27 protein-coding genes, 2 rRNA genes, 1 pseudogene and 1 riboswitch (1 of these 31 running past the window's edge) are annotated in these 26,537 nt (G+C 56.9%); of the genes and pseudogenes, 4 read left to right on the plus strand and 26 right to left on the minus strand.

Going from position 1 to position 26,537, the window contains the following annotated elements:
* The first annotated feature begins 208 nt into the window (after positions 1 to 208).
* A complete protein-coding gene (locus TAMC210_RS05630; RefSeq protein ID WP_173297819.1) occupies positions 209 to 1,576 on the plus strand; it encodes a CCA tRNA nucleotidyltransferase in 1,368 nt (455 codons plus the stop codon).
* A 90-nt stretch (positions 1,577 to 1,666) separates the two neighbouring features.
* On the opposite strand, the gene TAMC210_RS05635 is transcribed toward TAMC210_RS05630, so the two are convergent.
* From TAMC210_RS05635 to TAMC210_RS05720, 18 genes and pseudogenes are all read right to left on the minus strand, one after another.
* Entirely contained in the window at positions 1,667 to 2,062 is a 396-nt protein-coding gene (locus tag TAMC210_RS05635) for a DUF5320 domain-containing protein (protein WP_308791914.1), read from the minus strand.
* A 64-nt stretch (positions 2,063 to 2,126) separates the two neighbouring features.
* Positions 2,127 to 2,852: a Rossmann-like domain-containing protein gene (locus TAMC210_RS05640; RefSeq protein WP_173297821.1), complete on the minus strand. Its 726-nt coding sequence runs from the start codon at positions 2,850 to 2,852 to the stop codon at positions 2,127 to 2,129.
* 40 nt (positions 2,853 to 2,892) lie between these two features.
* Complete coding sequence (locus tag TAMC210_RS05645; RefSeq protein ID WP_173297822.1) at positions 2,893 to 3,732, minus strand: MBL fold metallo-hydrolase; 840 nt, start codon at positions 3,730 to 3,732, stop codon at positions 2,893 to 2,895.
* A gap of 35 nt (positions 3,733 to 3,767) precedes the next feature.
* Positions 3,768 to 4,601, minus strand: a complete 834-nt coding sequence (locus TAMC210_RS05650) for an Mrp/NBP35 family ATP-binding protein (protein WP_217267280.1) — start codon at positions 4,599 to 4,601, stop codon at positions 3,768 to 3,770.
* Positions 4,567 to 5,001 (minus strand): iron-sulfur cluster assembly scaffold protein, encoded by a 435-nt coding sequence (locus tag TAMC210_RS05655; RefSeq protein ID WP_173297824.1) that lies wholly within the window; start codon positions 4,999 to 5,001, stop codon positions 4,567 to 4,569. Before TAMC210_RS05655 ends, TAMC210_RS05650 begins: the two co-directional genes overlap by 35 nt.
* Positions 5,002 to 5,038: 37 nt before the next feature.
* Positions 5,039 to 5,263, minus strand: a complete 225-nt coding sequence (locus TAMC210_RS13915; protein WP_173297825.1) for an FmdB family zinc ribbon protein — start codon at positions 5,261 to 5,263, stop codon at positions 5,039 to 5,041.
* A gap of 20 nt (positions 5,264 to 5,283) precedes the next feature.
* Positions 5,284 to 5,715: a Fur family transcriptional regulator gene (locus tag TAMC210_RS05665; RefSeq protein WP_173297826.1), complete on the minus strand. Its 432-nt coding sequence runs from the start codon at positions 5,713 to 5,715 to the stop codon at positions 5,284 to 5,286.
* Positions 5,716 to 5,781: 66 nt separating this feature from the next.
* Positions 5,782 to 6,672, minus strand: a complete 891-nt coding sequence (locus tag TAMC210_RS05670; RefSeq protein WP_173297827.1) for an ATP-binding protein — start codon at positions 6,670 to 6,672, stop codon at positions 5,782 to 5,784.
* Complete coding sequence (locus TAMC210_RS05675) at positions 6,644 to 7,516, minus strand: ATP-binding protein (RefSeq protein WP_173297828.1); 873 nt, start codon at positions 7,514 to 7,516, stop codon at positions 6,644 to 6,646. Before TAMC210_RS05675 ends, TAMC210_RS05670 begins: the two co-directional genes overlap by 29 nt.
* 19 nt (positions 7,517 to 7,535) lie before the next feature.
* The gene (locus TAMC210_RS05680) at positions 7,536 to 7,706 is read right to left on the minus strand and encodes a 4Fe-4S binding protein (RefSeq protein WP_173297829.1); all 171 of its coding nucleotides are present in this window, start codon (positions 7,704 to 7,706) and stop codon (positions 7,536 to 7,538) included.
* A 24-nt stretch (positions 7,707 to 7,730) separates the two neighbouring features.
* Positions 7,731 to 8,075 (minus strand): NifB/NifX family molybdenum-iron cluster-binding protein, encoded by a 345-nt coding sequence (locus tag TAMC210_RS05685; protein ID WP_217267281.1) that lies wholly within the window; start codon positions 8,073 to 8,075, stop codon positions 7,731 to 7,733.
* A 45-nt stretch (positions 8,076 to 8,120) separates the two neighbouring features.
* Positions 8,121 to 8,453: a NifB/NifX family molybdenum-iron cluster-binding protein gene (locus TAMC210_RS05690; protein ID WP_173297830.1), complete on the minus strand. Its 333-nt coding sequence runs from the start codon at positions 8,451 to 8,453 to the stop codon at positions 8,121 to 8,123.
* A 154-nt stretch (positions 8,454 to 8,607) separates the two neighbouring features.
* Positions 8,608 to 8,838, minus strand: a pseudogene (locus TAMC210_RS05695) (cobaltochelatase subunit CobN); the annotation flags it as partial.
* 50 nt (positions 8,839 to 8,888) lie between these two features.
* Complete coding sequence (locus TAMC210_RS05700) at positions 8,889 to 10,271, minus strand: sensor histidine kinase (RefSeq protein WP_173297831.1); 1,383 nt, start codon at positions 10,269 to 10,271, stop codon at positions 8,889 to 8,891.
* Between the two features lie 3 nt (positions 10,272 to 10,274).
* Positions 10,275 to 10,964, minus strand: coding sequence for a response regulator transcription factor (locus TAMC210_RS05705; RefSeq protein ID WP_173297832.1), 690 nt, complete (start codon positions 10,962 to 10,964; stop codon positions 10,275 to 10,277).
* 213 nt (positions 10,965 to 11,177) lie between these two features.
* On the minus strand, positions 11,178 to 11,690 hold the full coding sequence (locus TAMC210_RS05710) for a hypothetical protein (protein ID WP_173297833.1): 513 nt from the start codon (positions 11,688 to 11,690) through the stop codon (positions 11,178 to 11,180).
* A gap of 126 nt (positions 11,691 to 11,816) precedes the next feature.
* Entirely contained in the window at positions 11,817 to 12,515 is a 699-nt protein-coding gene (sfsA, locus tag TAMC210_RS05715) for a DNA/RNA nuclease SfsA (protein ID WP_173297834.1), read from the minus strand.
* A 32-nt stretch (positions 12,516 to 12,547) separates the two neighbouring features.
* Positions 12,548 to 13,729 carry a class I SAM-dependent rRNA methyltransferase gene (locus tag TAMC210_RS05720; RefSeq protein ID WP_173297835.1) on the minus strand — a complete coding sequence of 394 codons (1,182 nt, stop codon included), beginning with the start codon at positions 13,727 to 13,729 and terminating at the stop codon, positions 12,548 to 12,550.
* A 103-nt stretch (positions 13,730 to 13,832) separates the two neighbouring features.
* Here TAMC210_RS05720 and TAMC210_RS05725 point away from each other — a divergent pair, with 103 nt between their 5' ends.
* Complete coding sequence (locus TAMC210_RS05725) at positions 13,833 to 15,128, plus strand: L-serine ammonia-lyase, iron-sulfur-dependent, subunit alpha (RefSeq protein WP_173297836.1); 1,296 nt, start codon at positions 13,833 to 13,835, stop codon at positions 15,126 to 15,128.
* Positions 15,129 to 15,162: 34 nt separating this feature from the next.
* On the opposite strand, the gene thiC is transcribed toward TAMC210_RS05725, so the two are convergent.
* On the minus strand, positions 15,163 to 16,461 hold the full coding sequence (thiC, locus tag TAMC210_RS05730) for a phosphomethylpyrimidine synthase ThiC (protein ID WP_173297837.1): 1,299 nt from the start codon (positions 16,459 to 16,461) through the stop codon (positions 15,163 to 15,165).
* Between the two features lie 79 nt (positions 16,462 to 16,540).
* Positions 16,541 to 16,644, minus strand: a riboswitch (TPP riboswitch).
* Positions 16,645 to 16,771: 127 nt separating this feature from the next.
* Here thiC and TAMC210_RS05735 point away from each other — a divergent pair.
* Positions 16,772 to 17,266 (plus strand): BON domain-containing protein, encoded by a 495-nt coding sequence (locus TAMC210_RS05735; protein WP_173297838.1) that lies wholly within the window; start codon positions 16,772 to 16,774, stop codon positions 17,264 to 17,266.
* Here the strand turns inward: TAMC210_RS05735 and TAMC210_RS05740 are convergent.
* The 5 genes from TAMC210_RS05740 to TAMC210_RS05760 all read right to left on the minus strand — a co-directional run bounded on the left by TAMC210_RS05740 (position 17,247) and on the right by TAMC210_RS05760 (position 22,623).
* Positions 17,247 to 17,822: a flavodoxin family protein gene (locus tag TAMC210_RS05740; RefSeq protein WP_173297839.1), complete on the minus strand. Its 576-nt coding sequence runs from the start codon at positions 17,820 to 17,822 to the stop codon at positions 17,247 to 17,249. The genes TAMC210_RS05735 and TAMC210_RS05740 overlap by 20 nt on opposite strands.
* Positions 17,823 to 17,951: 129 nt before the next feature.
* Positions 17,952 to 20,477, minus strand: coding sequence for an ATP-dependent Clp protease ATP-binding subunit (locus tag TAMC210_RS05745; RefSeq protein ID WP_173297840.1), 2,526 nt, complete (start codon positions 20,475 to 20,477; stop codon positions 17,952 to 17,954).
* Between the two features lie 86 nt (positions 20,478 to 20,563).
* Entirely contained in the window at positions 20,564 to 21,616 is a 1,053-nt protein-coding gene (locus TAMC210_RS05750; RefSeq protein WP_173297841.1) for a protein arginine kinase, read from the minus strand.
* A gap of 8 nt (positions 21,617 to 21,624) precedes the next feature.
* Positions 21,625 to 22,119 carry a UvrB/UvrC motif-containing protein gene (locus TAMC210_RS05755; protein WP_173297842.1) on the minus strand — a complete coding sequence of 165 codons (495 nt, stop codon included), beginning with the start codon at positions 22,117 to 22,119 and terminating at the stop codon, positions 21,625 to 21,627.
* 15 nt (positions 22,120 to 22,134) lie between these two features.
* Positions 22,135 to 22,623 (minus strand): CtsR family transcriptional regulator, encoded by a 489-nt coding sequence (locus TAMC210_RS05760; RefSeq protein WP_173297843.1) that lies wholly within the window; start codon positions 22,621 to 22,623, stop codon positions 22,135 to 22,137.
* Between the two features lie 336 nt (positions 22,624 to 22,959).
* Between TAMC210_RS05760 and TAMC210_RS05765 the strand changes: the two genes are divergently transcribed.
* The gene (locus tag TAMC210_RS05765; RefSeq protein WP_173297844.1) at positions 22,960 to 24,186 is read left to right on the plus strand and encodes a DUF438 domain-containing protein; all 1,227 of its coding nucleotides are present in this window, start codon (positions 22,960 to 22,962) and stop codon (positions 24,184 to 24,186) included.
* A 110-nt stretch (positions 24,187 to 24,296) separates the two neighbouring features.
* Here the strand turns inward: TAMC210_RS05765 and rrf are convergent.
* Positions 24,297 to 24,409 (minus strand): 5S ribosomal RNA (rrf, locus tag TAMC210_RS05770).
* Between the two features lie 65 nt (positions 24,410 to 24,474).
* Positions 24,475 to 26,537, minus strand: a 23S ribosomal RNA gene (locus tag TAMC210_RS05775) (it continues 951 nt past the right edge of the window).

A 26,537-nucleotide genomic window follows, 5' to 3' on the forward strand; every position in this document is an offset into this window, starting at 1 on the left:
ACCTAGATAACCTTATGCCTGCCGCGGCCCATTTATGCCCTGCTGAAGCAGGACCCGGGTCTTGCTAAACGCCAGCCGGAAGGGAACCCGGCACGGAACCCATGGGCAATTCGCTGGCTCCGGCCGGTTGTGCCCACGGCCGGCAGCAAATTATAATGTTATTAGCCCCTATTAGCTCCAGATGAAATCTTGGCGAGGAGCCTGAAAAATGAATGTTCCGCCCTTTGTCTACCACGCACTGGAGATACTACAGAAAGGCGGCCACCAGGCCTGGCTGGTGGGCGGTTCCCTGCGCGATTTCTGGCTCGGACTAAAACCCAAGGATTGGGACATTGCCACCAGCGCCATGCCCGACCAGGTAATGGCCCTTTTCGACCCGGCTTTCCCTTCCGGTCTCGAGTTCGGGACGGTAACGGTGCTACTGGAGGGGCAGCCCCTTGAAATCACCACTTTTCGCCGGGAAAAAGGCTACACAACAAAACGCAAGCCCGAAAAGATCGAGCTCGGGGTAAACCTCGAGGAAGACCTGTCGCGGCGGGATTTTACCGTCAATGCTCTGGCCTATGATCCCCTGAGGGAAAAATGGGTCGATCCCTACGGGGTCATTACCCTGCTGTCAGCTAAAAAGCTGGAAATAAAAGCGGTGGGGGATGCCGAGGAGCGCTTTGAAGAGGACCCTTTAAGGATGCTGCGGGCCTTTTACCTTATGGCCCGGGCGGGAGCTGCCGGAGCAGAGGTATCTTGGGACGAAGCAACCCTGAAGGCCATAAGTACAAGCCGCCGCAAAATACTCCGGGTATCTGCCGAGCGCATACGGGACGAGCTGACCAAAATCCTGTTGGGTCCCAATCCCGACGAATGCCTGGACAAGATGCAGGAAACCGGCCTGCTGGACATCATCTTACCCGAAGTAAGCCGGAATAAGGGGGTATTCCAGGGCAACCGGCACTACCAGTTAGACGTTTTTGAGCATATTTTGCAGGCCGTCAGGATTATTAACCCCTCACCCCTCCTGCGCTGGGCCGCCCTGCTCCACGACACCGGCAAGTATGCCTGCCGGGTGGAAGTGGGAGATGCCGTCCATTTCTACGGCCATGAGGACTTCAGCGCTTCCCTGGCCCAAGACATCTTAAAACGCCTGCGCTTCAGCAACGAATTTCAGGAGCGGCTCCTTCGTCTCATCACCAACCACATGTTCACCTACCCGACCACCGACGCCGGGGTGAGGCGCTTCTTGCGCCGGGTCGGGCCGGACCTGGTCCAAGACCTCCTGGAACTGCGCCGGGCCGACATCCTGGCCACTGCTCCCGGCGCTGGAACCGAGGAGCTAGACCGTTTCCGGCGGCGCCTGGCAGAAATACAAAATCAAAAACCGGCCTTCGGCCTTAAAGACCTGGCCGTTAACGGCTACGACATCATGGAGCATTTGAATCTGAGCCCCGGACCCCAAGTGGGCAGGGCTCTAAATTACCTCCTCGAGCGCGTGCTGGAAGAGCCCTCTCTTAACACGCGGGAGGCCCTCCTGGCAGAGCTTAAAAAATGGGCCGAAGGGCGCTTCCCCTATCCAAATCCTTAATTTTCCGGCCATCCCCCATCCCCTTAAGGGCCAACTCAAAAGAAAAGCAAAAAGGGCCGGGTTCTACCCGGCCATACACCGTAGGAGACGTTATTCGCCTTTTTCTTCCTGCTGTTTTCCTTTCTGCTGCAGAGCCTCTATCTGGGCCCTGATGGCCTGAAGTTGCCGCTCCAGGAGGCTGGCCTGCTGTTTCAGTACCTCCACTTCAGGAAACTCCTCCGGGTAAGGGGCCGCACCGGGAAAGGGTGGGGCCCACCACCCGCCTCTCATCCAGCCGGGCAGTCCCGTGGCGTAGTACATGTGCCGCCACCCCCGGCCCAGGCCCCCCCAGAACCTGCGGAAGCCGCCCCACCAACCCGGGTTCATAAAGCCTGGGACGGGAAAGCCGGCGCAGTAACCGGCCCTTCTGCCGGTCATAGGGCCCAGACCCCAAGGACCTGTCCTGTCACCCCTCGGCATTGACACTCCCTCCTTTGTTATGGTCATATGTTTGTTTCAATTGTAGTATACACCTATTATGGTCATATGTCAATAATGTTATGCGTTAAATTCAGTGGCCGCAAAAACAGTAGCGCTCAAGGCCGGAGAGGTAGGCAATACCGGCAATCGTAACCCCGTAAAAGACAACCGGCTTTTTGCCCAGCAAAGGTTCCAGGGTGGCATTTACCGCCGTGGTCCCGGTGGCTACTATAATATCGCCCCATTCTATAATTTCGGGTGTGCGGGAAACATCTTCTACGATGGCTCTACCCTTTTGCTGTCCCACGTTTTCCGGGTCCAAATCAACCACCCGCAGGGGAAAACATTCCGCCAGCTTAACGACCATAGCCGGTTGGAGGCCGATAAAGGCAATGCGAGGATTTCCAAAACGCTCTCGGATATAAGTTACCAGTTGGCCGGCGCACTCCTCCGGCTCCCGGTCCCGGCAGTGGACCGTCCTGTCTATCAAGTTTAAGTGGCGCATTACGGCGTTGAGGGTGGCCACAAAGACGGCCCTGGCAAAATTACTTTTTAGCGGGAGTTCCAGTACCTCTTTTATCGTACCCTCATAGTTGCCCGGCATATCGGTAAAGGCTTGCCCACGGCCGGACCGGAACTGTGCCTGGAGCATCACTTCCTTGCCCTTTAGCAGCGGATAGTCCTGGCGGTCGGGCCGGCCAATTGCTTCTTCGGGCTTTAAAGGCCTGGCGTCTACGACTTGTATACTTTCTTTTAATAATTCATGGGCGGTGACCAGCTCAATAAACTTTTTCCTCACATCTTCCAGAAGTCTCATCCCTTTTCTCCCCCCGGGAAAAAAGTGGCTCGGCGTTTTCTTACCCCACTTTAAACACGCGGCCCACCTCGTTAAAGAGCAACTTGTCGCCTAAAGCCCGGTACAAGGCCGCACCGGCGGCCAATCCCGTGCAATGGCCGGCTATAAAATACTGCAGATCGAAGCGGGACAACTCCTTGGCGGTCTTCTCCAGGCGTTCGGCGTCGGCATCTTTTAGGTGGGTGCCACCGATAACGGCGTATATCCGGCTGGAACCCGTAAGTTGCAGAATGTATTCCAGGGTATTAATCAGGCCAGCATGAGCACAACCGAGAATCACAACCAATCCTTCCCGCGTATCCAGAACCAAGGCCTGGTCGTCCAACAGCCTATCCTGAACATACTCTCCTCCCGCAAGAACGCAAAACTCCGGGCTCAAGGCCTCAAAACCGTAAACGCGCGGAATCTCACCGGTGGCCACGACACCTTCAGCCAACGCCACCGGTTCCCTGTGTAAATGAAGCATGGCCCCGGTTTTCTCCAACTCTTCCCGCGACCAGGGAATTCCTATATACTGCGGCTCTTTCCCGGGCTTCACCCGGTATTTGGCCGCCAGGGCGTCGGGATGGGCATAGACCGGCTGAGGCCCGGTAATCTCGCAAATCTTCTTTAAGCCTCCTGTATGATCGTCATGGCCGTGGCTCAAGACTGCTGCATTGATATCGCGGGGGTCCATACCCAGGCTCAAAGCATTATGCACTACCGCGGTCCCGGCGCCCGTATCGAATAAAACGGTCCGGCCTCCCGCGCGAATAAGAAAGGCCAGCCCGTGCTCAGCCAACAGCCCCCGCCTAAATACCACATTGTCTACCAGGGTAACTATTTCAACGGCCTTCGCCACCCTTGCCTCCTCCTTTGTTCGAGATCCGGGCAAGGTCACAACTGCATCTTAGCCGCAAAATCCCGCACCCGTTCCCATAGCATGCCGTGATAATTCTCTATCTCCCCGCGGTCGCACAGGGCAGTCAAATCCGGGTCCAGGGGTAGGACTCCCAGTAGGGGGATGCCCGCCCTGGCCGCCGCTTCTTCGGCGCGGCTCGGCCCGAAGGGGTAAAACTTTCTACCGCAGCCCGGGCACAGAATGTAGCTCATGTTCTCCACCAGGCCCAGTATCTTTACTTCCAGCATGGACACCATCTTGATGGCCTTGCGGACCACCATGTTGGCCAGTTCCTGGGGGGAAGTGACAATCACCAGTCCGGCCAGGGGCAGGGACTGGAGCACCGTAAGGGGCGCATCTCCGGTACCCGGCGGCAGATCGACCAATAGATAGTCCAGCTCACCCCAAAATACGTCGGTCCAAAACTGCTTCACGGCGCTGGCGATCAAAGGTCCCCGCCAAATGACGGGATCGTCTTCCCGGGGTAACAACAGGTTCAGGGACATGATCTTAACGCCCAGCGAACTTTCGGCAGGGAGCATACCTAGCTCGCTTCCCTGAGGAGGCCGGCGAATACTAAACATTTTGGGAATACTGGGGCCGGTAATATCCGCATCCAGGATACCCACCCGGGAGTTCTCCCTCGCCAGGGCCACGGCCAGCAAGGCGGTCACCGAGGATTTGCCGACCCCGCCTTTACCGCTCATAATAGCGATTACATGTTTTATGTGGTTCATCTCATTGGAGGGTATTTTCTGGGGTTTCTTGGCCTCGCAAGTGGTGGAAGTACAGCTTTCAGGGTTGCAGGTTTCGCACGTTTCTTTCGCCAAGGTTCTCACCATCCTGTTTTAAACTCGGCCTAAACTCCTTCTTGGCCAGGTAATCCTCAATTGCTTTATGCAGGGCCTCCGCACCTAAACTGGAACAGTGAATTTTGCGGTCAGGCAAACCCCCCAAAGCCTTTATGACGTCCAGGTCGCTTATTTTCAGAGCTTCTTCCACGCTCTTCCCTTTGGCTAAATCAGTCAGTATGCTGGCGGTAGCTATGGCTGCAGGGCAGCCGAAAATTTCAAACTTCACGTCTATTAGTTTCTCATCCCGGACCTTAATATAAATCTTGAGGTAATCGCCACAATCAGGATCTCCTATCATACCCGTGCCGTCGGCATCCGGCAGGCGACCAACATTATGAGGGTTAAGAAAATGTTCCAAAACGCTGTTGTTATACATTTAAAGCACACCTCTTGGCCTTGTTGGTGTATGTCTCCTAATCTCGGCAGCAGCTGCCGGGAATACAGGTATCCGGCCGCTCTTCCCTCCCGCAACACAACCCCCTTGAACCGGTGCCCCCGCTGCCCTTAATTATATTCGGCGGGGAAAATACCCTCACCAGTCCGCTGCTGCCGCAAACCGGACACCTGGTGGCTTCTTCCCGCTTATAAAACAAAGTCAATGCGCCGCAGTCCCTGCACTTATATTCGAATTCAGGCATGCCAACCCTCCTTTCCCGAGTTATATACTTCTGCGGCAGGAAGGGCAAAAACCCACGACTACCAGGGAGCACTTTAATATTTCAAAGCCGGAAGTGGAGAGACGCTGGGGAACAGGCAAATTTACTCCTTCTTCCTCGAGTTCATAAGTGCGGCCGCATTTTAGACAGAGAAAATGGCTGTGGGAAAGACTATTTACCTCGTAGCGGGCAATACCGTCCACCGAGGGCACTTTTTGAATAATACCCAGTTGAACGAAGAGGTCCAGAGTACGATAAACAGTGGCCAGGCCCAGGGTGGCACAATGATTTTTGGCCGCCCGGTATATTTCGTCGGCAGTCGGGTGTTCCTGGGAAAGCTCCAAGAAAGCCCGAAGAACGGCCTTTCGCTGGGGAGTAAGGCGGCGTTCGTGCTCCTGCAGGCGTTCTAAATTCTCCCTCATCCCGACTGCCATGTTTCCCCCTCCCTAAAATTCGTGTTTCCCCAAGATTCCCCCTACCGGGGATGCCGGCTCCGGCCCTTAATGTCCCGGCCGCCTCGCGAGGACGTCCAGCCGTTCAGCAAGCTTTTCCCACAGTGACCTTACGGCTCTGGCGGCGCCACCCCGCGAACCTCCCCTGGGCTGCACCAGGGGCACACCCCTGGATACGGCCCGGGCAACCTCTTCATCAAAGGGGATTTTACTTATAACCTCCACGCCCTGGGCCCGGCAGTACTCTTCTATTTCCCGACTCTTTGCCGGGGCAAGATCAAACTTGTTGATACAAACCTCTACCGGCACTCGGAAGTGGCCAGCCAACTGCATTATTCTTTCCAGGTCGTGGTGGCCGGCCACCGTGGGCTCGGTGACCACCAGGGCCAAGGATACCCCTGACAGGGCCGCAATCACCGGACAGCCGATCCCGGGCGGCCCGTCAATGATAATAAGATTCAGGCCCCTTTCCCGGGCCAGCTCGCGGCCCGCCTGGCGTACCACGGTAACCAGTTTGCCGGAATTATCCTCGGCAATTCCCAGCTGGGCGTGGACCATAGGGCCGTAAGGGGTGTGGGCCACATACCAGTGGCCGGCCAAATGATCGCGCATTACGACGGCCCCTGCCGGACACAGACGGCTGCATACACCACAACCCTCGCATAGGTGGGGATTAACGTGGTAATCTTCAATAGCTCCAAAGCGGCAGGCTTCCTGGCACAGCCCGCACTTATTACAATCCTCGGCATTGATGAAGGCCTTGGGCATCCCCCAAAACTCGTTACTGCTCTGGATCTGGGGACGGAGAAGGAGGTGCAGGTCTGCCGCGTCCACATCACAGTCTACTAGTACTTTATCCCGGGCCAAAACGGCAAAAGCTGCGGCCAGAGAGGTCTTGCCGGTTCCGCCCTTACCGCTGATTACCAAGAGCTCTTGCACCCCGCTTCACCATCCTTTTCACCTGTCGCCAAAGGTCGGCAAAAACCGGAACCCACTCTGGATAAACTTTAACCAGGCAATCCCCTTGGGAGTAGCAGGCGGCATAACGCCTGTCGAAAGGGATTTTCAGAAGTACCGGGATCCCTTCCTCGTAACAATAGCGCTCCACATGAAAGTCACCCAAAGTGGCCCGGTTGACAATGACCCCACACGGAATACCTAATTCCCGGACCATACCCACGGCCAGTTTTAAATCGTGTAGCCCGAAAGGAGTGGGTTCCGTTACCAGTAAACAGAAATCGCTCCCGTACACGGAAGTTACGACGGGGCAGGAAGTCCCCGGCGGAGCATCGATTATTACCGCTTCCTCGCTTCCCATCTCCTTTTTTACTGCTTTAATCAACGGCGGGGCCAGCGGTGTACCGACGTCCATCTTCCCTTGTACAAAGGTTATAGAGCCTGCCCGGCCGGTGGCCAGTATGCCGATACGGTGAGACCTCTCCCTGATAGCCTGCGAGGGGCAAAACCGGGCACAGGCACCGCAGCCGTGACATAGTTCGGGGAAGGTGACGACCTTGCCCCCTGCCACGGCTATGGCGTTAAAGGCGCAGACTTCCCCACACTTCTTGCAAACCGTACATTTGGCTTCCTCTACGTCGGGCACCGGTATGCTGACCACTCGTTCGTGATCGAAGCTGGGCTTAAGAAACAGGTGGGCATTGGGTTCCTCCACATCGCAATCCAAAAAACGAACCGGTACCTTCCCTTCCAGGGCTAGGGCCAGGTTGACGGCTATGGTCGTCTTCCCCGTACCGCCCTTGCCGCTGGCCACCGCCACCCTCACAGGCTGTCCACCACCTTCTCTATTCCAAGACTAGCGCTCCATTGGGGCATTCCTCTACGCAGGTACCGCATTCCACACACTCATCTTCATTAATCACAGCCACCTCTTCCACCGTAATGGCAGCCATGGGACATACATCCACACAGCTCCCACACCCCGTGCACTTTTCTGCCTCCACCCGTACAGCCATGGTCATCTTCCTCCCGCCTTTAAATTAACATCCGTGATGTCCGTGATCACAAACGCCGCCGCGGGTTTGCAGGTTACCCCTCAAGTAAGCCTGGACTACTTCATCTACTGGACCGCTGGCACCGGTAATGGTCTGGATACCGCGTTCGGCAAACAGCTCCACCGCCCTGGCACCCATCCCGCCGGCAATAACACATTTTACGCCCAAATTAGCTAAATATCCCGGTAAAAATCCCGGTTGGTGGCCGGGATTAGGGATAACTGTTTTACTGATTACCCTCTGGTCCTCAACTTCAAATAAAGTATACTGGGAACAGTGCCCAAAATGCTCGGCCACCATATTCCCCTCAGTTGCTACTGCTATCTTCAAATTCTTTTACCTCCCCCTCGGCTATTAAGCCAACCTTTCGGTAGTTTAAGAAATCTCCGTTAACTTCCCTTGCTGCCATTGTTCCAGGGCCGCGCGGACAGTCATTGAAGTCGCATGGTAAACCCTGATCCCCGCTTCCTGGAGAACTCGCATGGCCTTGGGACCTACCTGGCCAGTGATTACCGCCTTCACGCCTCGATTGATCAACGCCTGGGAAGCAGCGATACCTGCCCCGCCTCCAGATCCAGCGCCATCATTGGCAATTGCCTCTACAGCGTTTTTTTCGGTGTCCATGAGAATAAAATAAGGGCAACGGCCAAAGCGCGGTTCTACGGTGGAGTCCAAGTTTGGTTCTTGGGCTGTTATAGCCACTTTCACCGTGTATTTGCCCCCCTCAACTCGAGTTATGGTCATTAGTTCATTTATATTGTATTCCTATTATGACCATATGTCAATAAAATTATTGCTTTTTGCGGAAGAAAAAGCAACAGGGCGAGCTCGGGTGCTCGCCTCGGCCGGTCAAGCTGCCTGTTTACTTTTCCGGTGTTACTGCGTAAAGCTTGGGACAACCCTGACAGATAGGATAGAGCTTCCTTAGGGCAATATCCACGCTTTTTAGGATTTCCTGGAAAACCTCCTTCGACGGCAAGCCATAAACGGTCTTCCCGTCAATGTAGGACATGCGGTTCATGTAAGTATCCACCAGGTCCTTCTGGTCCTCCCAGGCACTGGTGGCCTGGACCAGTTCAGCAACACCGGTACCATAGGTTCCCGGAGTGAGCCAGGCTCCACGCCAGAGCTACTTTGACGAAATCAGAGTGACTTAACGGTCTTAAGCGGCAAAACAAAATGAAAGGTGCTACCCTGACCGGGTGCGCTCTCCGCCCATATACGACCCCCGTGAGCCACCACAATCTCTCTGGCAATGGCCAAACCAAGGCCTGTCCCTCCTTCAGCCTGTGATTGGGAAACTCGAGAGCGGTAGAAGCGCTCGAAGATATAGGGCAAATCCTCAGGATCTATACCCGGCCCAGTGTCACTAATCCGAAAGTGAAGAAAATCTCTCTCTTTTTCCACCTGCAGGCTAACTAGTCCTCCTGGAGGGGTGTAGCGTAATGCATTGGACAACAGGTTTAAAAAAACCTGGGTTATACGGTCGGGGTCCAGACTCATCAGTGGCAGAGGCTTATCTATTTGGACCTGGAAGTTTATATCGCGGGCAGCAGCTTCAGCTGCAAAGGTAGTTGTTACCCTTTCCAGCAGCTCTTCCAGGGAGACCTCCTGGAAGTGGAGATTAAGTTTTCCCATCTCCGCCAAGCTGAGTTCCTGCAAATCTTTCACCAGGCGGGAAAGCCTCAAGACTTCATCGTGTAAGGAAGCCATGAGTTCCGGCGTAGGCTTAGATATTCCTTCCTGTATTGCTTCTAAGTTGCCCCTTAATATGGCCAATGGAGTCCGCAACTCATGGGCCATGTCAGCCATCAGATTCTTGCGCGCATCTTCGTAACGCTCCAAGCTTTCAGCCATGGAGTTAAAGGCTGCGGCCAGCTCTCCTATTTCGTCTTGACTGGTAATGGTCACCCGGTGTTTCCACTGGCGGCCGGCAATTTTTCGCGCGGCAGATACCAATCCCCTCAGAGGCGAAGTAAGCCGGCGGGCAAGAAATAATCCCAGGCCCATGGCCAGCAGGGAGGCTAATAAACCGCTTAAGATGATGCCCAGTAACACACTGTTTTGAAATTCCTGTTCTAGGGAACGGATTCCTGTTCCGGACCTGGTAGTTATTAACAAATAGCCGATAGTGCTCTGGTCATAACTTAAGGGAACAGCCCTTTTTAGTTCAGCCGGACTTAACCTTTGGCCCAGAGAGGTTCCTTCCGAATCCCCGATTACTCTTCCGTCCTGATCTGTGATTACAATCCTTTCCAGGCCTCCCCGTCCCGGAAAGCCTGGCCCACCCCGTCCCCACCCGGGCCGGGGATAACTGAATAACGACTGAACACCTTCCAAACTTCCATTCTGGCGGTAATAGGAAAGCAGAATAGACTGCCATTCCCCCACCCTGAGTTCCTTCTGGCGGTTTAAATAAGTGTTAAAGGAGCGACCGGCAATTCTATTGGAAGTGACAGCTACCAAAGCTATAGCTGCTACAGCTACGGCCACCATAGCAGCGGTAATTTTAAGGTGCAGCCTCATACCTCACCTGGGCCTGAATTTATAGCCCACCCCGTAAACGGTAAGTATGTATTCGGGATTCCCGGGATCTTTTTCGATCTTCTTGCGTAAATTGCTTATATGGGTATCCACTGAGCGCTCGTAACCTAAAAAAGCTTCCCCCAGAGCTAAATCTAATAGCTGCATGCGGCTAAAGACCCGGCCCGGATGGCGAGCCATAACCGAAAGAAGGGCAAATTCGGTAGGAGTTAGTTCTATTTCGCGTTGATCTATCCTTACCTCCCGAGTAGTGAAATTTATGTAAAGATCGCCAATGGTTAGTTCTTCCTGCCGGGATGTTTCCTGCCCTTTGCTCCGCCTCAATACCACTTTTATGCGTGCCACCAGCTCTCGCAGGCTAAAAGGCTTGGTTATATAATCATCCGCCCCCAGCTCTAGGCCCAGAAGTTTATCCACTTCTTCACTCCTGGCGGTTAGCATAATTATAGGGACATCGGATTTTTGCCTCACCTGTTTGCAAACTTCTAAACCGCTTAGCCCTGGCAGCATCCAGTCGAGGACCACCAGATCAAATTTATGCCGTTCCAAAAGCTGTAGGGCTTCAAGACCTGTAACTGCCGTTTGAACTCGAAATCCTTCCCTGGTCAGGTACCCGGCCACCATGTCCTTGATCTTTTCTTCGTCTTCTACTACCAGAATTAACGGCGCACCCATCTTTTTAACTGCCCTCCCTGGTATGCCCTCTCTCATCCCACGCAAAATCCCCGGCTAATTGCTATTTTAACCCTCCCAGGAGTACGATTCCAAGGCTACTTGAGGCAGCAGGTGCTCCACAGACCTTAAAGTGGCCGTTAAACCCCGCATCTTTTTTATACAAGTATAGCGGGGGCTGGTAACCCCCGCCTGTTCCCATATGCCCAATTACAATTACCTGCTGTTTCCTCCATTCCCCAGTCCAAGGCCGCGGCCCATCCCGGCCTGGCCAAAGCCGTTGCCTCTAGCCGCAGACTGCCCGTTACCAGAGCCTTTCCCGGCCCACGAGGGCGGCCCTACAGAGGTACGGTTAATAGTATACTCAACGCGCCGTTTCATATTTTCCAGGCAGAGATTAGCCTGCTCTCTGGTAATGCGACCTTCGGCGACCATTTGCTCTAAAATCCCCTGGCGTTCCTCCAAAACTTTCTGCACGAGCTGGTCTTTATCGACCCCCTGGGTTTCGGCAATCTCCGCCAGGGACCGGCCGGAATGACGCTCCTCTAAAACTTTCTCCCGGTCCAACCCCAGGATATCCGCGACAGTTGCCACTAGACCCTCCTGTACCCGTCCCAGTCGCAATCCCCAACCGGGCCTGCTGCTGCCGGAATCTCCTGCAAAGGCTGGAGTGAGGAAGAGACCCAGCAGCAGCACCAAGAGAACGGCAATCCACCATGGGCGTTTCATATACTTGACCCCCTTCGCAATTTTTCCGGGCAGGTTATTCCCTGCCCCCAGTTGTTAGTATGGAAAGCCCTTATGGGACAGCAATCAAGAAATTATCAAGAAATTGTTAAGAAAACAGCGGCCGCCTCACAAATTAACCTCTACCCGCCGCCCCAGTCTTATTTCCTTCAGGTCCACCCGGCAGCGGTAGGCCCACACCTCCACCCCCAGACCGGCGGCCTGCTGTAAAGTGCGGGCAAACAGGGGATCCGTCCCCTCGTTGGGAGCAAACCTGCCGGCGTCTTCCCGCTGAATGAGGAAGACCACCGCCGCCCGGTAACCTCGGGCCTTAAGCCCCATCAGCTCCTGCAAGTGGCGGCTGCCCCTGGTAGTAGGCGCATCGGGAAAACGCCCTTCCCCATCAATGACCAGGGTGACGGATTTCACTTCAACGTAGCAGGGTGGTTTCCCCGGGGCGGTTAGCAGGAAATCCAACCGGCTGTCCCCCACCCGAACTTCCGGCTGCAGGCGGTCATAGCCTTCAAATTCGGGTAGCTCCCCGCTTCGAACCGCCTGGGCAAAAACCTTATTGGGCAGACGGCTGTCCAGGGCCACCAGCACCTCCCCGTGGCGCGCCAGCACTACATCGAACTGGGTACGGCGTGCCGGGACCTCCCGGCGGGTGAGATAGAGTTCCACCCCCGGCTGCAACAGCTCGACCAGCCTTCCGGGGTCGGCCAGGAAGGCCTGGACCACACTTCCCCGGCACCAGGCCCTTACCGTAAAGCGATTGGGCCTATCTAGGAATGTCGCCGCGTAAAGCTCCTCAGGTAAAGGAACCCCCATGATACTCTTTCCCCGCTCACGCCCCCACTTCCTCATAACACCTGGAAGAACAGGCATTTGAGGTAACGGGACTCATCGTAACCCATAAGAACGGGATGGTCAGGCGCCTGGCCCCGCCGGGCCACAAGGCGCAGTCGGCGACGGGCGTCCCGGGCCGCGCTGAAAACGACCCCCCAGAAAAGGTCCTCCGGCATATAGTAAGAACAAGAACAGGTCACCAGGAATCCACCGGGAGACAAAAGCTTCATGGCCCTCAAGTTGATTTCTTTATAGCCCCGGACGGCTCCTTCTAAAGCTTTTCGGCTTTTGACAAAGGCGGGCGGGTCCAAAATAACCACATCATATCTCTCGCCGGACCGGTCCATTTCCCTTAAGGCATCGAATACATTGGCCACCTCAAACGAGCAGATGCCCTCGTAACCGTTTAGGGCGGCGTTGCGCCGCGCCATAGCCACGGCTTCTTCCGAAATATCCAGGCCCAGCACTTCCCGCGCGCCAAAACTGGCTGCGTGAAGGCTGAAACTTCCGGTATGGCAGAAGCAGTCTAACACGCGTGCTCCTCCGACGAGGGGTCTTATGGCCGCCCTGTTTTCCCGCTGGTCGAGAAAATAGCCCGTCTTCTGGCCCCGAGCCATATCCACGTACAGCTTAATCCCGTTTTCCCGAATGGTCACCAGGGGGTCAAAACGGCCCTTGAGGAAGCCGGTGCGCAGTTCCAGACCCTCTAGTTCCCGCACCGCCGCATCGTTGCGCTCATAAATCCCGTCAGGCTTAATTATGTCGTCCAAGAGCTCAACCAGCGTTTCCCGGAAACGGTCGATCCCCAGGGCCAGGGTCTGAAACACAAGATAAGGGCCGAACTTATCTACAATCAAACCGGGCAGGAAATCTGCCTCGCCGAATACCACCCGGTAAGAATCCGTATCGGCCCCCTTAAGGACCTGCTGGCGGTAATTCCAGGCAGCCAACAGGCGCCGCCGCCAGAAGCTTTCATCAACTTCTTCGTCGCGTTGATAAGTCAGCAGGCGAACCGTGATCATGGAGACCGGGTTTATGTATCCCCGGCCTAAGAATCTGCCGCGGTTATCCTCTACTTCCACTATATCGCCCGGTTCAAAAGAGCCATAAATCTCCTCTATCTCCGTCCTGTAAACCCAGGGGTGACCGTCTTTAACCCGCATTTCTTCATTTCTCTTGAGCCGCACCCTTGCCACTCGAACTTCACCAGCCTGACGACCGATTAATTATGGACATTATATCATTTATCGTGTTATAATTAAGTTACAGTTAATTTTTGAAGAAAAGGATGAGTAACATATGATGGGCGGGGAATTATTACTGGAAGAACTGCGGAAGGAAATAAAGTTGGCCATCGGGTGCACCGAACCGGCGGCCATCGCCCTAGCCGTGGCCTACGCCACCGCCGCCCTGGGCGCCCCACCCCATGAAATCAAAGTAGTCTTGGATCCCCAAACCTACCGCAATGCCCTTGCCGTGGGCTTACCCTATACTTCTTTAAAAGGCCCGGCCATGAGCGCTGCTTTGGGAGCCTTCTTAAGCCCCCAAAAGGAACTCCTCCTTTTTGCCGACCTGGACCCCCGCGACGCTGTGAAGGCCGAAGAGTTGTTCCGCAGCGGCCGCGCGAGGGCCTTCTTTGATTCTTCCCTCCAGGACTTATATATCGAAGCCCAGGTTAGGAATAACGTACATAGGGCCCGGGCCTGTATTCGCCACCATCATACCAATCTGGTAGCCCTAGAAGGCCCCTGTCTTAACCATCATAACCTTAAGCCCGTTAATTGGCCAGAGCCCCCGAAAAGTATCTGGGAAAACACTACCTTTACCGAACTTTTCCACCTGGCCAGCCAACTGGACCCCGGCAAGTTAACCTTCCTGCAGGAAGCAGCGAAGACCAATCTGGCCATCGCCCGGCACGGCTTGCGTAAGGGCAGCGGCCTGGGTACAGGCCGGGGCCTCCTGCATATCGCCCGCCAAATTGCAACCGCCGGCCGCCACGATTTTAACTGGGCAGGCGTGTGCCTGGCCGCCCAAGCCGTGGCCTGCGCGGCCGTAGACGCCCGCATGTCCGGTGTGCCCCTACCGGTGGCCACCCTGGGGGGTAGCGGAAACCAGGGCATCACCAGCCTGCTGCCCGTATGGCTGGTGGCCAAGGGGCTCAGGGCTGGGCAGGGCCGAGGGCTCCAGGCCCTGGCCCTTTCTGCCGCCGTAACCCTGTGGGCCAAAAACAAACTGGGACGCCTTTCCCGGGTATGCGGGAGCGCCTTTGCAGGGAGCTGGGGAATCGCCGCCGCCAGCCTCTGGCTCTTGGGGAGCGATTCTACCCCGGTGACGCGCACTTTGTGCAACTTGGCCGGCAGTTTAAGCGGTATAATCTGCGACGGTGCCAAGCCCTCGTGCAGCCTGAAGGTTATGGTAGGAGTGGAAACGGGTTTGAAAACCGCCCTCCTCACCCTCCAGGGCCTGACGGCCTCTCCTTCAGGCCTCATTGCCGAAACCGTAGACCAAACCCTGGACAATGTGGCCAGCCTGGCCCGTGTGGGCATGGCGGGAGCCGACCAAGTACTGCTGGCCTGTTCGGCGGCCGGGACCTAAAGTGGCCCGCCGCCGGCCGGCCCAAAGCCTTCCCCTAACACTTCTCCATAGTCTTGCCCAGGTATTCCCCTACTATGCGCATGGCACAAAAGTCGCCGCACATAGAGCAAGCCTCGGCCTCTGCTTCGTTACGCCCGGACCGATAACGCCGGGCCTTCACAGGATCTAAAGCCAGCTCTATCTGTTTTTCCCAGTCCAGGGCCTTGCGGGCCCTGGCCATAGCCCGGTCCCATTCCCAGGCCCCCGGGACCCCCTTGACCAGGTCGGCGGCATGGCCGGCTATGCGGGCGGCTATAACACCTTCCCGCACGTCCTCTACCGTGGGAAGCCCTAAGTGCTCGGAAGGGGTGACGTAACAAATGAAATCCGCCCCGGCGGCCGCTGCTATGGCTCCTCCTATGGCGGCGGTGATATGATCATAACCCGGGGCCACGTCGGTTACAATCGGCCCCAGAACGTAGAAGGGGGCTCCACGGCAGAGGCGCTTCTGCAACAAGATGTTGGCTTCAACCTGGTTCAGCGGTACATGGCCGGGTCCCTCTACCATAGCCTGCACCCCCGCGGCCCGCGCGCGGTCCACCAATTCGCCCAGGACAAGCAGTTCCTGGATCTGGGCCCGGTCCGTGGCATCGGCCAGGCAGCCGGGCCGCAGGCCGTCGCCCAAGCTCAAGGTCACATCGTACCGCCGGGCAATGTCCAGGAGCCGGTCAAACTGGACGTAAAGGGGGTTTTCCTCCCCGTGATGGAGCATCCAGCCCACCAGGAAGGAACCCCCCCGGCTTACGATGTCCGCCACCCGCCCTTCCCGGCGCAAGCGCTCAACCACTTCCAGGGTGACGCCGCAGTGCACGGTAATAAAATCCACGCCATCCGCAGCTTGAGCTTCAATCACGTCAAACAATTCATCGGCCGTAAAGCCCACCATACTTCCGTGACGCTTCTGCGCTTCTACCGTAACCTGGTAAATGGGCACGGTGCCTACCGCCGCCGGGGAGCGGGCCAGCACCTGACGACGACAGGCATTGATGTCCCCGCCGGTGCTCAAATCCATCACCGCGTCGGCCCCCGCTTCCAGGGCAGCCTCCAGTTTCCGCAGCTCTTCCGCTATATCCGGAAAAGCCGTAGAAGTGCCGATATTGGCGTTAACTTTTGTTCTCAAACCTTGGCCGATGCCGCAGGGATCCAGGTTGGTATGGTGGAGGTTGGCAGGAATTACCACAGTGCCTTCCGCCACCCGCTGCCGTATCACTTCGACGTCCACGCCTTCTTTAGCAGCTACGCGCTCCATCTGGGGAGTTATCTTTCCCTGCCGGGCAGCTTCTAATTGGGTCATTTGGTATACCACGCCTCCTTTTTATTTTGGCCCCTGCGTACAAAAAAACCACCCCGGGAAACAGGTGGCCTCTTGATCAGTTCCTATTGCCCCACTTCCCTCCGCTGGTATTACCCAGAATCAGGTTCCAAGGGTTAGTGCCGCAGCACTTCTCAGCCCTTGCGGGCACCCCCGGGGTAGCTGGTATACAACTCTGCGGTAGTGGTATTATTCGCCGCCGAAAAAGATTTTCCTGCCCCCTCGTGCTAAAAAGGGGCCGGAGGAGGCAAAATAATACCCGAGTATATTCGTCTAAGGGGAAGGGATGGACATGGCCCGCCAAGAAGACGCGCAACTCAAGAAAAAGCTCCAAGAGCTCCTCGAGAGCGATAAGGACCTGCGCGGCTACGCTCTAAACGCGGATGTGGTGGAGGGGGAAGCCCGCCTGCAGGGAACAGTGGATACGTTAATTGAAAAACAAAGGGCAGAAGAACTGGCCTCCGGCCTGCCGGGCATTAAAAGGGTCGACAACGCCATATCCGTCAGCACCGACGGCCCTATCACCGATAAAGAAGTGGAATTGGAGGTAGCCCAAGAACTGGCCGCCGATCCCCGAGTAAACCGGCGCCACATAGGTGCCGAGAGCGTCAAGGGTACGGTCATCCTCCAGGGCAACGTCAGAGATCCGGATGAAATTGAGGCCGCCAGACGGGCGGCTGCCAAAGCCCGGGGTGTCACAGAGGTCACCAGCCGGGTAAGAGTACGAGAACCCGAACAAACGCTCACCGAACTTTTCCACAGCCAGGTCAGGAATGATAATGAGTAAGGACCAAATCCTTCCCGAGGTTGCGAGCCTCCGCCAGAACTTCTGGGCGGCGGCGGACGGCGCCCCACTCGTCTGCTCCCCTCACCAAGAGGTCCCGCCAGTAGCTCATGTCCAGGGCCTTGAAGAAATACTTGGCGGTCAAAACCGCGCCTTCAAACAGTTTAGCCCCCCTGGTGGCCCCCACGGCGATAAGGACCCCCCGTCTGGGAGATCTGTCTACTTCGATGAGTTCCTGCCGGGAACGGTTCCAGAAAACCTGGCAGCGGTCCACCATGGCCTTCGCCTGGGCCGTCAGGCCGTAAAAATAGATGGGCGACGCCAGGATAACCGCATCGGCGGCTTCCAGCTTAGGATAAAGCAGGTCCATATCGTCCCGCTGTACGCATTTTCCCCTGCGGCAGGCTTCACATCCCCTGCAGGGATTTATCCCGAGTCCGGCCAGAACTATTTTATGGGTATCCGCTCCGCCTTCCCTTGCCCCCTCCAGGGCAAGATCCAGCAGGAGCTCGCTATTGCCCAGGCGCCGGGGGCTGGCCGCTATACCCAAAACCTTCATGGGTTAGAATCACCCGTCCCTATTGGGTCAAACCTTCTTGTCCTATTATAACAAAAAGCCGGGTATCTCCACCCGGCTCGTACTAAATTTTGCCCCCCGGTGGCTCCCGGCGCAGCCGGCCCCCTTGTACTAGGACCCGGACTTTTTTAACACAATCCTGCCTTCTTCGGCCGTCGCCACCACTTTGTCACCCGGCGCAAATTTCCCTTGCAGCATTTCATCGGAGAGGGGATCTTCTATCAGGGTCTGGATGGCCCGCCGCAAAGGCCGGGCGCCATAGGCCTCATCGAAACCTTCCTTGACCAGAATTTCTTTGACCTCGTCCGTCACCTCTACCTCCAGGCCGCTGTCCTTCAGGCGCCGGTTAAGCTCTCCCAGCATGAGATCGACGATTCTCTTAATATCTTCCCGCCCCAGGGCGTGGAACACGATGATCTCATCAATGCGGTTCAAGAACTCCGGCCGGAAGGTCCGGCGCAGCTCCTCCATGATGCGCTTTTTCATTTCCTCATAGGAGTCGGCCGCCACCTGAACGGCACTGCCTTTGAAGCCCATGCTCTCGCGTTTGATGGTGGAGGCGCCCACATTGGAGGTCATAATGATGACCGTGTTGCGGAAGTCCACTGTACGGCCCTTGCCGTCCGTCAGGCGCCCGTCCTCCAGTACCTGGAGGAGGACATTGAACACCTCCGGATGGGCCTTTTCCACCTCGTCAAAGAGCACCACGCTGTAGGGGCGCCTGCGCACCGCCTCGGTGAGCTGGCCAGCCTCTTCGTATCCCACGTAGCCGGGAGGCGCACCGATCATCCGCGACACGGTGTGCTTCTCCTGATATTCGGACATATCCAGCCGGATCATGGCCTCCTCGTCGCCGAAGAGGGCTTCGGCCAGGGCCCGGGCCAGCTCCGTCTTGCCCACCCCGGTGGGTCCCAGGAAGATAAAGGAGCCGATGGGGCGCTTCGGATCTTTAAGCCCCGCCCTGGCCCGGCGGATGGCCCGCGACACGGCCCGCACCGCCTCGTCCTGGCCCACAACCCGCTGGTGGAGTATCTCCTCCAGGCGCAGGAGCCGCTCGGTTTCTTCCTGGGCCAGCTGGGCTACAGGAATTCCCGTCCAGCTGGATACGATATAAGCAATATCCTCTGCCGTAACGGTAGACTTCTCCAGGCCCTTTTCCTTCTCCCAGGTGGCCTTCTTCGCCTCCAGCTCTCCCCTGAGGGCCCGCTCCTGGTCCCTCAGCTGGGCCGCTTTCTCAAATTCCTGGGCGTGAACGGCGGCCTCCTTTTCCTTCTGGATCTCTTCCAGGCGGGCCTCCAAGTCTTTCAGATCCTTTGGTGCCGTGTATAGGGCCAACCGTACCCGGGAAGCTGCTTCGTCTATGAGATCTATGGCTTTGTCCGGCAAGTAACGGTCCGTAATGTAGCGGTCGGAAAGCCTCGCCGCCGCCTCCAGGGCCTCATCGGTTATCTTTACCCGGTGATGGGCTTCATACCGATCCCGCAGGCCCTTGAGGATCTCGATGGTTTCTTCCACCGTAGGTTCTTCCACCATAACCGGCTGGAACCGCCGCTCCAGGGCCGCATCCTTTTCAATATGTTTGCGATATTCGTCAATGGTAGTGGCTCCGATGGTCTGCATCTCACCCCGGGCCAGGGCCGGCTTTAAGATATTAGCCGCGTCAATGGCCCCTTCCGCAGCGCCCGCGCCGATGAGGGTATGCAGCTCGTCGATGAAGAGGATTATGTTCCCGGCCGCCCGTACTTCCTCCAGCACCCGTTTGAAGCGTTCCTCGAACTCACCCCGGTACTTGGTACCGGCCACCATACCCGACATGTCCAGGGCCACCACCCGCTTGCCCCGTAAAATTTCAGGCACTTGGCCCTGGACAATGCGCTGGGCCAGCCCTTCTACGATGGCCGTTTTGCCCACGCCGGGATCTCCGATAAGCACGGGGTTATTCTTGGTGCGCCGGCTTAAGATTTGTACTACCCTCTCGATCTCCTTTTCCCGGCCGATGACCGGATCCAACTTGCCCTCCTGGGCCAGGGCTGTCAGGTCGCGGCTGAACTGGTCGAGGACCGGCGTGTTGCTCCCCGGCCGACCTCCCGCCTTAACGCCGGTATGAGCCGGCCCGGGCTGAAAACCGGGTATGCCCATACCGCCCATACCCAGGGGTATATTGCCGAAGAAGAAACTCCACGGACCCTGGGTCTGCTGCTGGCCGCCGCCCAAGAGGGCCATGACCTGCTGACGCACCTTATCCGGATCCAACTTCAGATCGCTCAGAACCTGGGCGGCCAGTCCCTCGCCTTCCTCCAGCAGCCCAAGAAGAATATGTTCGGTGCCGACATAATTCACCCCTTGCCTTCTGGCCTCCTCCTGGGCCAGCTCCAGCACCCGTTTGGCCCTAGGGGTGAGCCCCAGTTCTCCGGCCGGGGGGCCTTCCCCGGGCCGTATGATTTTCCTTATTTCGGCCCTGACGGCCTTGAGATTCACGCCCAGGGCCGTCAAGGCCCGGGCCGCCACGCTATCACCGTCCCTTAAGAGGCCCAGTAGGAGGTGTTCCGTGCCGACGGCAGGGTGATTGAGGTGTCGGGCCTCCTCCTGGGCCAAGCGCAGTACGCGGTGAGCCCTCTCCGTAAACCGTAATGCCATAATCGTTTACCTCCCCGTTGATCCAGTTATATGGATTATTTCTCAGAAGCAAGTGGGTGCTCCGCATGAGCCCCTTGGGATTTTTTCTAACCCTGGAGTTTCTCCCGCACCAGCCTGGCCCTCTGAACATCCCGCTCAAAAGGAGACATCTCTTTGCCGGCCAGGTGCTGCAGAAAAGCGGGCTGGATCATAAAAGTCAACTGGTTTAGAACACGCTGGTCGATGCCCCGGATAATCCTCATGTCCACACCCAGGCGAACGTCGGAGATGAGCTGCAGGGCTTCCTGGGTGCTGAGGATCCGCGCATGGGACAGGATCCCGTAAGCCCGGCCGACCCGGTCCTCCAGCTGCCAGCGGTTTTCCTTATACAAGTGCTCCCGCGCCGCCCTTTCCTGATCCGCCAGCTGAACAGCTACTCCCGAAAGGCTGCTGATGAGCTCTTCCTCCGAGCGGCCCAGGGTTATCTGATTGGAGATCTGGAAGAGGTTGCCCAGGGCTTCTGTACCTTCCCCATACAGGCCGCGTACCGCCACTCCCAGCTTGGTCAAGGCCGAAAGGATCTGCCCCGCCTGTCGGCTGATGACCAGGGCCGGCAGGTGGACCATAACCGAAGCCCTCAGGCCCGTGCCGACGTTGGTAGGGCATGTGGTGAGATAACCCTTTACCTGGTCGAAGGCGTAATCCAGCTCCTCCTCTAGAGCATCGTCCAGGGCCGTGGCCAGCCGCCACCCCTCGTGCAACATAAGGGCCGGCAGGAGGCACTGAATCCTCAAATGGTCTTCTTCATTGACCATGATGCTAATGGCTTCGTCATCCCTGAGTACTACTGCCTTTTCCCCCTCGGCTTCCGCCAGCTGGGGGCTGATAAGGTGTTTTTCCACTAGTATTTGTCGCTCCAAGGGCGGCAATTCCTGCAGCCTCTGCAGGTGCAGGCGGCCGGCGGTCTGCTCCACGGCCGGGCTGCGGACGGCGCGGCCGACCATCTGCACTACTTTACCCGCCTGGCGCTCATCCATGAAGGGAGGAAAGGGAATGCCCTTTAAATTCCGGGCCAGGCGTATGCGGCTGGAAATGATTATGTCGGCATGGGGTCCCGACCCCTCCATCCACTTGCTCATGCCCTCCAGGTTAATTTCCATGGGCGAACCTACCTTTCTAATTGGGCTTCCAATTGCCGAATACGGTCCCGTACCTCGGCGGCTCGTTCAAAGGCCTCCTGGGCCACCAGCTCCTGAAGTTCACGGCGGAGCTTGTCTATCTCCCGCTGGATGCGCAAATTGCCTCCCGCCCGGCGCGGCACCTTACCCCGATGCTGGGTGCTGCCGTGCAGGCGCCGGAGCAAGGGGTCCAGCCGGGACTCGAAGGTATGGTAGCACTCGGGGCAGCCCAGGAGCCCGCCCTGCTGGAATTGAGCAAAGGTTAACCCACATTCACCGCACTGGGTGGGGGCCCTGTCTACGGTCAACCCCAACCCCGGTTCGTAGTTCAACAGGCTGGCAAAGAACTTGGGCAAAGAAAAACTCCATTGATTTTCCAGTTCCCGTGCACAATCAGGACACAGATTCAGCTCGGTCTTCTGGTTGTTGACTATTTGGGTAAAATGCACGCTGGCCGGCTTCTGCTGGCAGCGCTCGCACAACATGGCCGTTACCCCCCTTCAGCAGAAATCACTGCGCATTAAAGTCAACAGGACGGCCCGTAAGATGGCGCTCCGTACCCTGTTCCTTTCCAGCAAATCCTCTACGGGCAGGGCCTGGCTACTCATTACGGCCTCCAGCAGCATCCTTTCCCGGTTGGTCAGGAATCCTTCCTGGTGCAGGCGGTTGATAATACCCTCTCCCGTCTCTTGGGAAACTTCCTCCCCGATCACTTCTTCTACCCACTGTTTGAACTGGCGCCGATCCTTCAGGGGCAGCTGTATTATACGGACATAGCCGCCCCCACCCCGGCGGCTTTCCACCAGGTAACCCCTCTGGACGGTGAACCGGGTACCCAATACATAGGTTATCTGGGAAGGAACACAGGCAAAGACCTTGGCCAATTCCTGGCGCTGTACCTCGATCACGCCCTCCGGGGTAGAGCTCAACAACCATTTCAAGTATTCCTCAATCCGGTCGGCTAAAGTCTTACCTTCCGTAAAACCCACTTTAAAGCCCAACCTCCCTGTGACTTCATCCACAATAGCCGGCCCGCCTAAGGCGACTTGTTTGACTTTGATTATTCTTGACCTTTCCCTTTAATTTATAACTCCTTTTCCTTCTTCCGGCAACCGTGGTGAGGGGTTATTTTCCCCTAAATTCTGTTCTCTCCTTTGATTAAGGACCCATAAAGGCCTTTATTTAGCTCCAATCTTTGGTTTTTCTCCTTTTACCACGTCTTTTCAACTTCAAAAGCCTAGGGTGAAGTCGTCCTGCACTACTCGGTAAGGGATTGGTGGGACAGAATAATAGTACACACTAAGCTTAAAGGAGTGGTGCCCAGCATGAGCGAACTCATCAACAACCGGGAATACAGAAAAAAAGCCCTGAAGGAAGTCATCACGGCCCTCCACGAGGGTAAGAGTGTGCAGGAAGTCAAGGGTAAGTTTGAGGAAATCATCAGGGATGTTTCGCCCAAGGAAATCTCCTTGATTGAACAGGAACTAATCCGTGAGGGCCTGCCGGTGGAAGAGGTGCAGAGGCTCTGCGACGTCCATGCCGCCGCCTTCAAGGAATCCCTGGAGAGGGTGGCGCCCCCGGAGCTCACTCCCGGCCATCCCGTACACACCTTTAAGGAAGAGAACAGGGCCCTCATCGAGCTTATGGAGAAGGAGATAGAACCCCTCCTGGCCGAGCTGGAAAAAGCCGGAGCAGACCGCGCCAAAGATATCGCCGTCGAGCTGGCCGTCAAACTGGACGCCCTGGGAGAGCTGGATAAGCATTACAGCCGTAAGGAAAACCTGCTCTTCCCCTACCTGGAAAAATATCAGATTACGGGTCCGCCCAAAGTTATGTGGGGAGTGGACGATGAGATAAGGGCCCTCCTCAGAGAAACCAGAGCCCTGGCCCGCGAACATGCCGGCCGCCGGGACGAGCTTCTGGCCAAGGCTAGGAAAACCCTGGCCAAGATCAAAGAGATGATCTTCAAAGAGGAGAAAATCCTCTTCCCCATGGCGCTGGAAACTCTGACGGAAGATGAATGGCAGAAAATCGCGGAGGAGAGCGCGGAAATAGGATTTTGCCTCATTCCGCCTCCTAAGCCCTGGAAACCCTCCCGGGAAAATCCGGCACGGGAAGCCCCCAGGCTGGCCGGTGCCGAAAGCCAGGAAGGCTACATCAAGTTCGACACGGGGTTCCTCACCCCCAAGGAAATAAGCCTTATCTTTAACTACCTGCCGGTAGACATAACCTTTGTAGACACGGACAACGTGGTCAAGTATTTCTCGGCCCCCCGAGAGCGCATCTTTGCGCGGACGCGGGCCGTCATCGGACGGAAGGTGGAAAACTGCCACCCACCTGCCAGCGTTCCGGCGGTAGAAAAGCTCCTGGAGGATTTCAAGGCGGGCCGCAAGGATGAAGAGAAATTCTGGCTGCCCCTGGGGGATAAGTATGTACTCATCCAGTACTTTGCGGTAAGGGATGAAGAGGGCCGCTACCAAGGCACCCTGGAGGTAACTATGGACATCAAGCCCCTCCAGGCTATCCGCGGGGAAAAGAGGCTTGTAAATTAGCCCCGGGAAGGCTACCGACCGGCCGCAACAGCCGCGGGCCGGAGCAACGCGGGTCTCGGGCCGGGGGCAGATCCGTCCGGGTCTGCTCCCGGCCTTATAAAAAATAAGCTTTCTGGCGGTGACCTACTCTCCCGGGTATAGACCCAGTACCATCGGCGCTGGAGGGCTTAACTTCCGTGTTCGGGATGGGAACGGGTGTTTCCCCTCCGCTATTACCACCAGAAAGCATATTCCCTTTTTTGTTTTGTTCCCTCAAAACTGCACAGTGCTAAGGTTTTTCGGCCTTTAGAGGTCAAGCCCTCGACCGATTAGTACCGGTCCGCTAAAGGGGTTACCCCCCTTACACTCCCGGCCTATCTACCTGGTCTTCTCCCAGGGGTCTTACCCGGTTGTCCCGGTGGGAAACCTTATCTCGGGGTGGGCTTCGCGCTTAGATGCTTTCAGCGCTTATCCCCTCCAGACTTGGCTACCCAGCGGTGCCCCTGGCGGAACAGCTGGTACACCAGCGGTCTGTCCATCCCGGTCCTCTCGTACTAGGGACGGCTCCCCTCAAGTTTCCTCCGCCTGCGGTGGATAGGGACCGAACTGTCTCACGACGTTCTGAACCCAGCTCACGTACCGCTTTAATGGGCGAACAGCCCAACCCTTGGGACCGACTTCAGCCCCAGGATGCGATGAGCCGACATCGAGGTGCCAAACCCCGCCGTCGATGTGGACTCTTGGGCGGGATAAGCCTGTTATCCCCGGGGTAGCTTTTATCCGTTGAGCGATGGCCCTTCCATCCGGTACCACCGGATCACTAAGCCCGACTTTCGTCCCTGCTCGACCCGTCGGTCTCGCAGTCAAGCACCCTTATGCCTTTGCACTCTACGCGCGATTTCCGTCCGCGCTGAGGGTACCTTTGGACGCCTCCGTTACCTTTTAGGAGGCGACCGCCCCAGTCAAACTGCCCACCTGACACTGTCCCCAAACCTGTCCCAGGCCCTAGGTTAGAATTTCGGTACCCCAAGGGTGGTATCCCAACGTCGGCTCCCCGCACCCTGGCGAGCACGGTTCTCCGCCTCCCACCTATCCTGTACATGAAGTACCAAAACCCAATGTCAGGCTACAGTAAAGCTCCACGGGGTCTTTCTGTCCTACCGCAGGTAACCCGCATCTTCACGGGTACTACAATTTCACCGAGCCCCCCGTCGAGACAGCGCCCAAGTCGTTACGCCTTTCGTGCGGGTCGGAACTTACCCGACAAGGAATTTCGCTACCTTAGGACCGTTATAGTTACGGCCGCCGTTTACTGGGGCTTCGGTTCAGAGCTTCGCAAGGGGTACCCCCCTCACTAACCCTTCCCCTTAACCTTCCAGCACCGGGCAGGCGTCAGCCCCTATACCTCAGCTTTCGCTTTCGCAGGGACCTGTGTTTTTGGTAAACAGTCGCTTGGGCCACTTCTCTGCGGCCCCCTCAGGCCACCAAGTGTTCACTTGGCTACCCTACTCGGGGCACCCCTTCTCCCGAAGTTACGGGGTCATTTTGCCGAGTTCCTTGACGAGGGTTCGCTCGCGCGCCTGTGGATACTCTCCTCGCCTACCTGTGTCGGTTTCCGGTACGGGCACCTGGCCCCCTTCGTTAGAGGCTTTTCTCGGCAGTTTGGGATCGGCCAGTTCGGTACTCTAATTTCCCTCCCCGTCACCTCTCGGGCTTCCCGTGGAGCGGATTTCCCTGCCCCACACCCTACTGGCTTGGACGCACTCTACCAACGGTGCGCTGCGCCTACCCTCCTGCGTCACCCCGTCCTCAAACGGTGGCCAGGTGGCAGCGGAATCTCAACCGCTTATCCATCGCCTACGCCTCTACGGCCTCGGCTTAGGTCCCGGCTTACCCTGGGTGGACGAGCCTTCCCCAGGAACCCTTAGGCTTCCGGCGGGCAGGATTCTCACCTGCCTTCTCGCTTACTTATGCCGGCATTCTCACTACCCTGCGCTCCACTTACCCTCACAGGTAAGCTTCGACGCACAGAGTACGCTCCCCTACCCCGGCTAAGCCCACGCTTAGCCAGCCGCAGCTTCGGTGACGAGCTTTAGCCCCGTTACATTTTCGGCGCAGAGCCACTCGACCAGTGAGCTATTACGCACTCTTTAAATGATGGCTGCTTCTAAGCCAACATCCTGGTTGTCTCGGCAGCTCCACATCCTTCCCCACTTAGCTCGCCCTTTGGGACCTTAGCTGACGGTCTGGGCTGTTCCCCTCTCGACTATGAATCTTAGCACCCATAGTCTGACTCCCAAGGACCAACTAACGGCATTCGAGGTTTGAAAAGGTTCGGTAACCTGGTAAGGCCCCTAGCCTTATCAGTGCCC

Source organism: Thermanaeromonas sp. C210, from assembly GCF_013167955.1.
Lineage (GTDB): Bacteria > Bacillota > DSM-521 > Neomoorellales > Neomoorellaceae > UBA12545.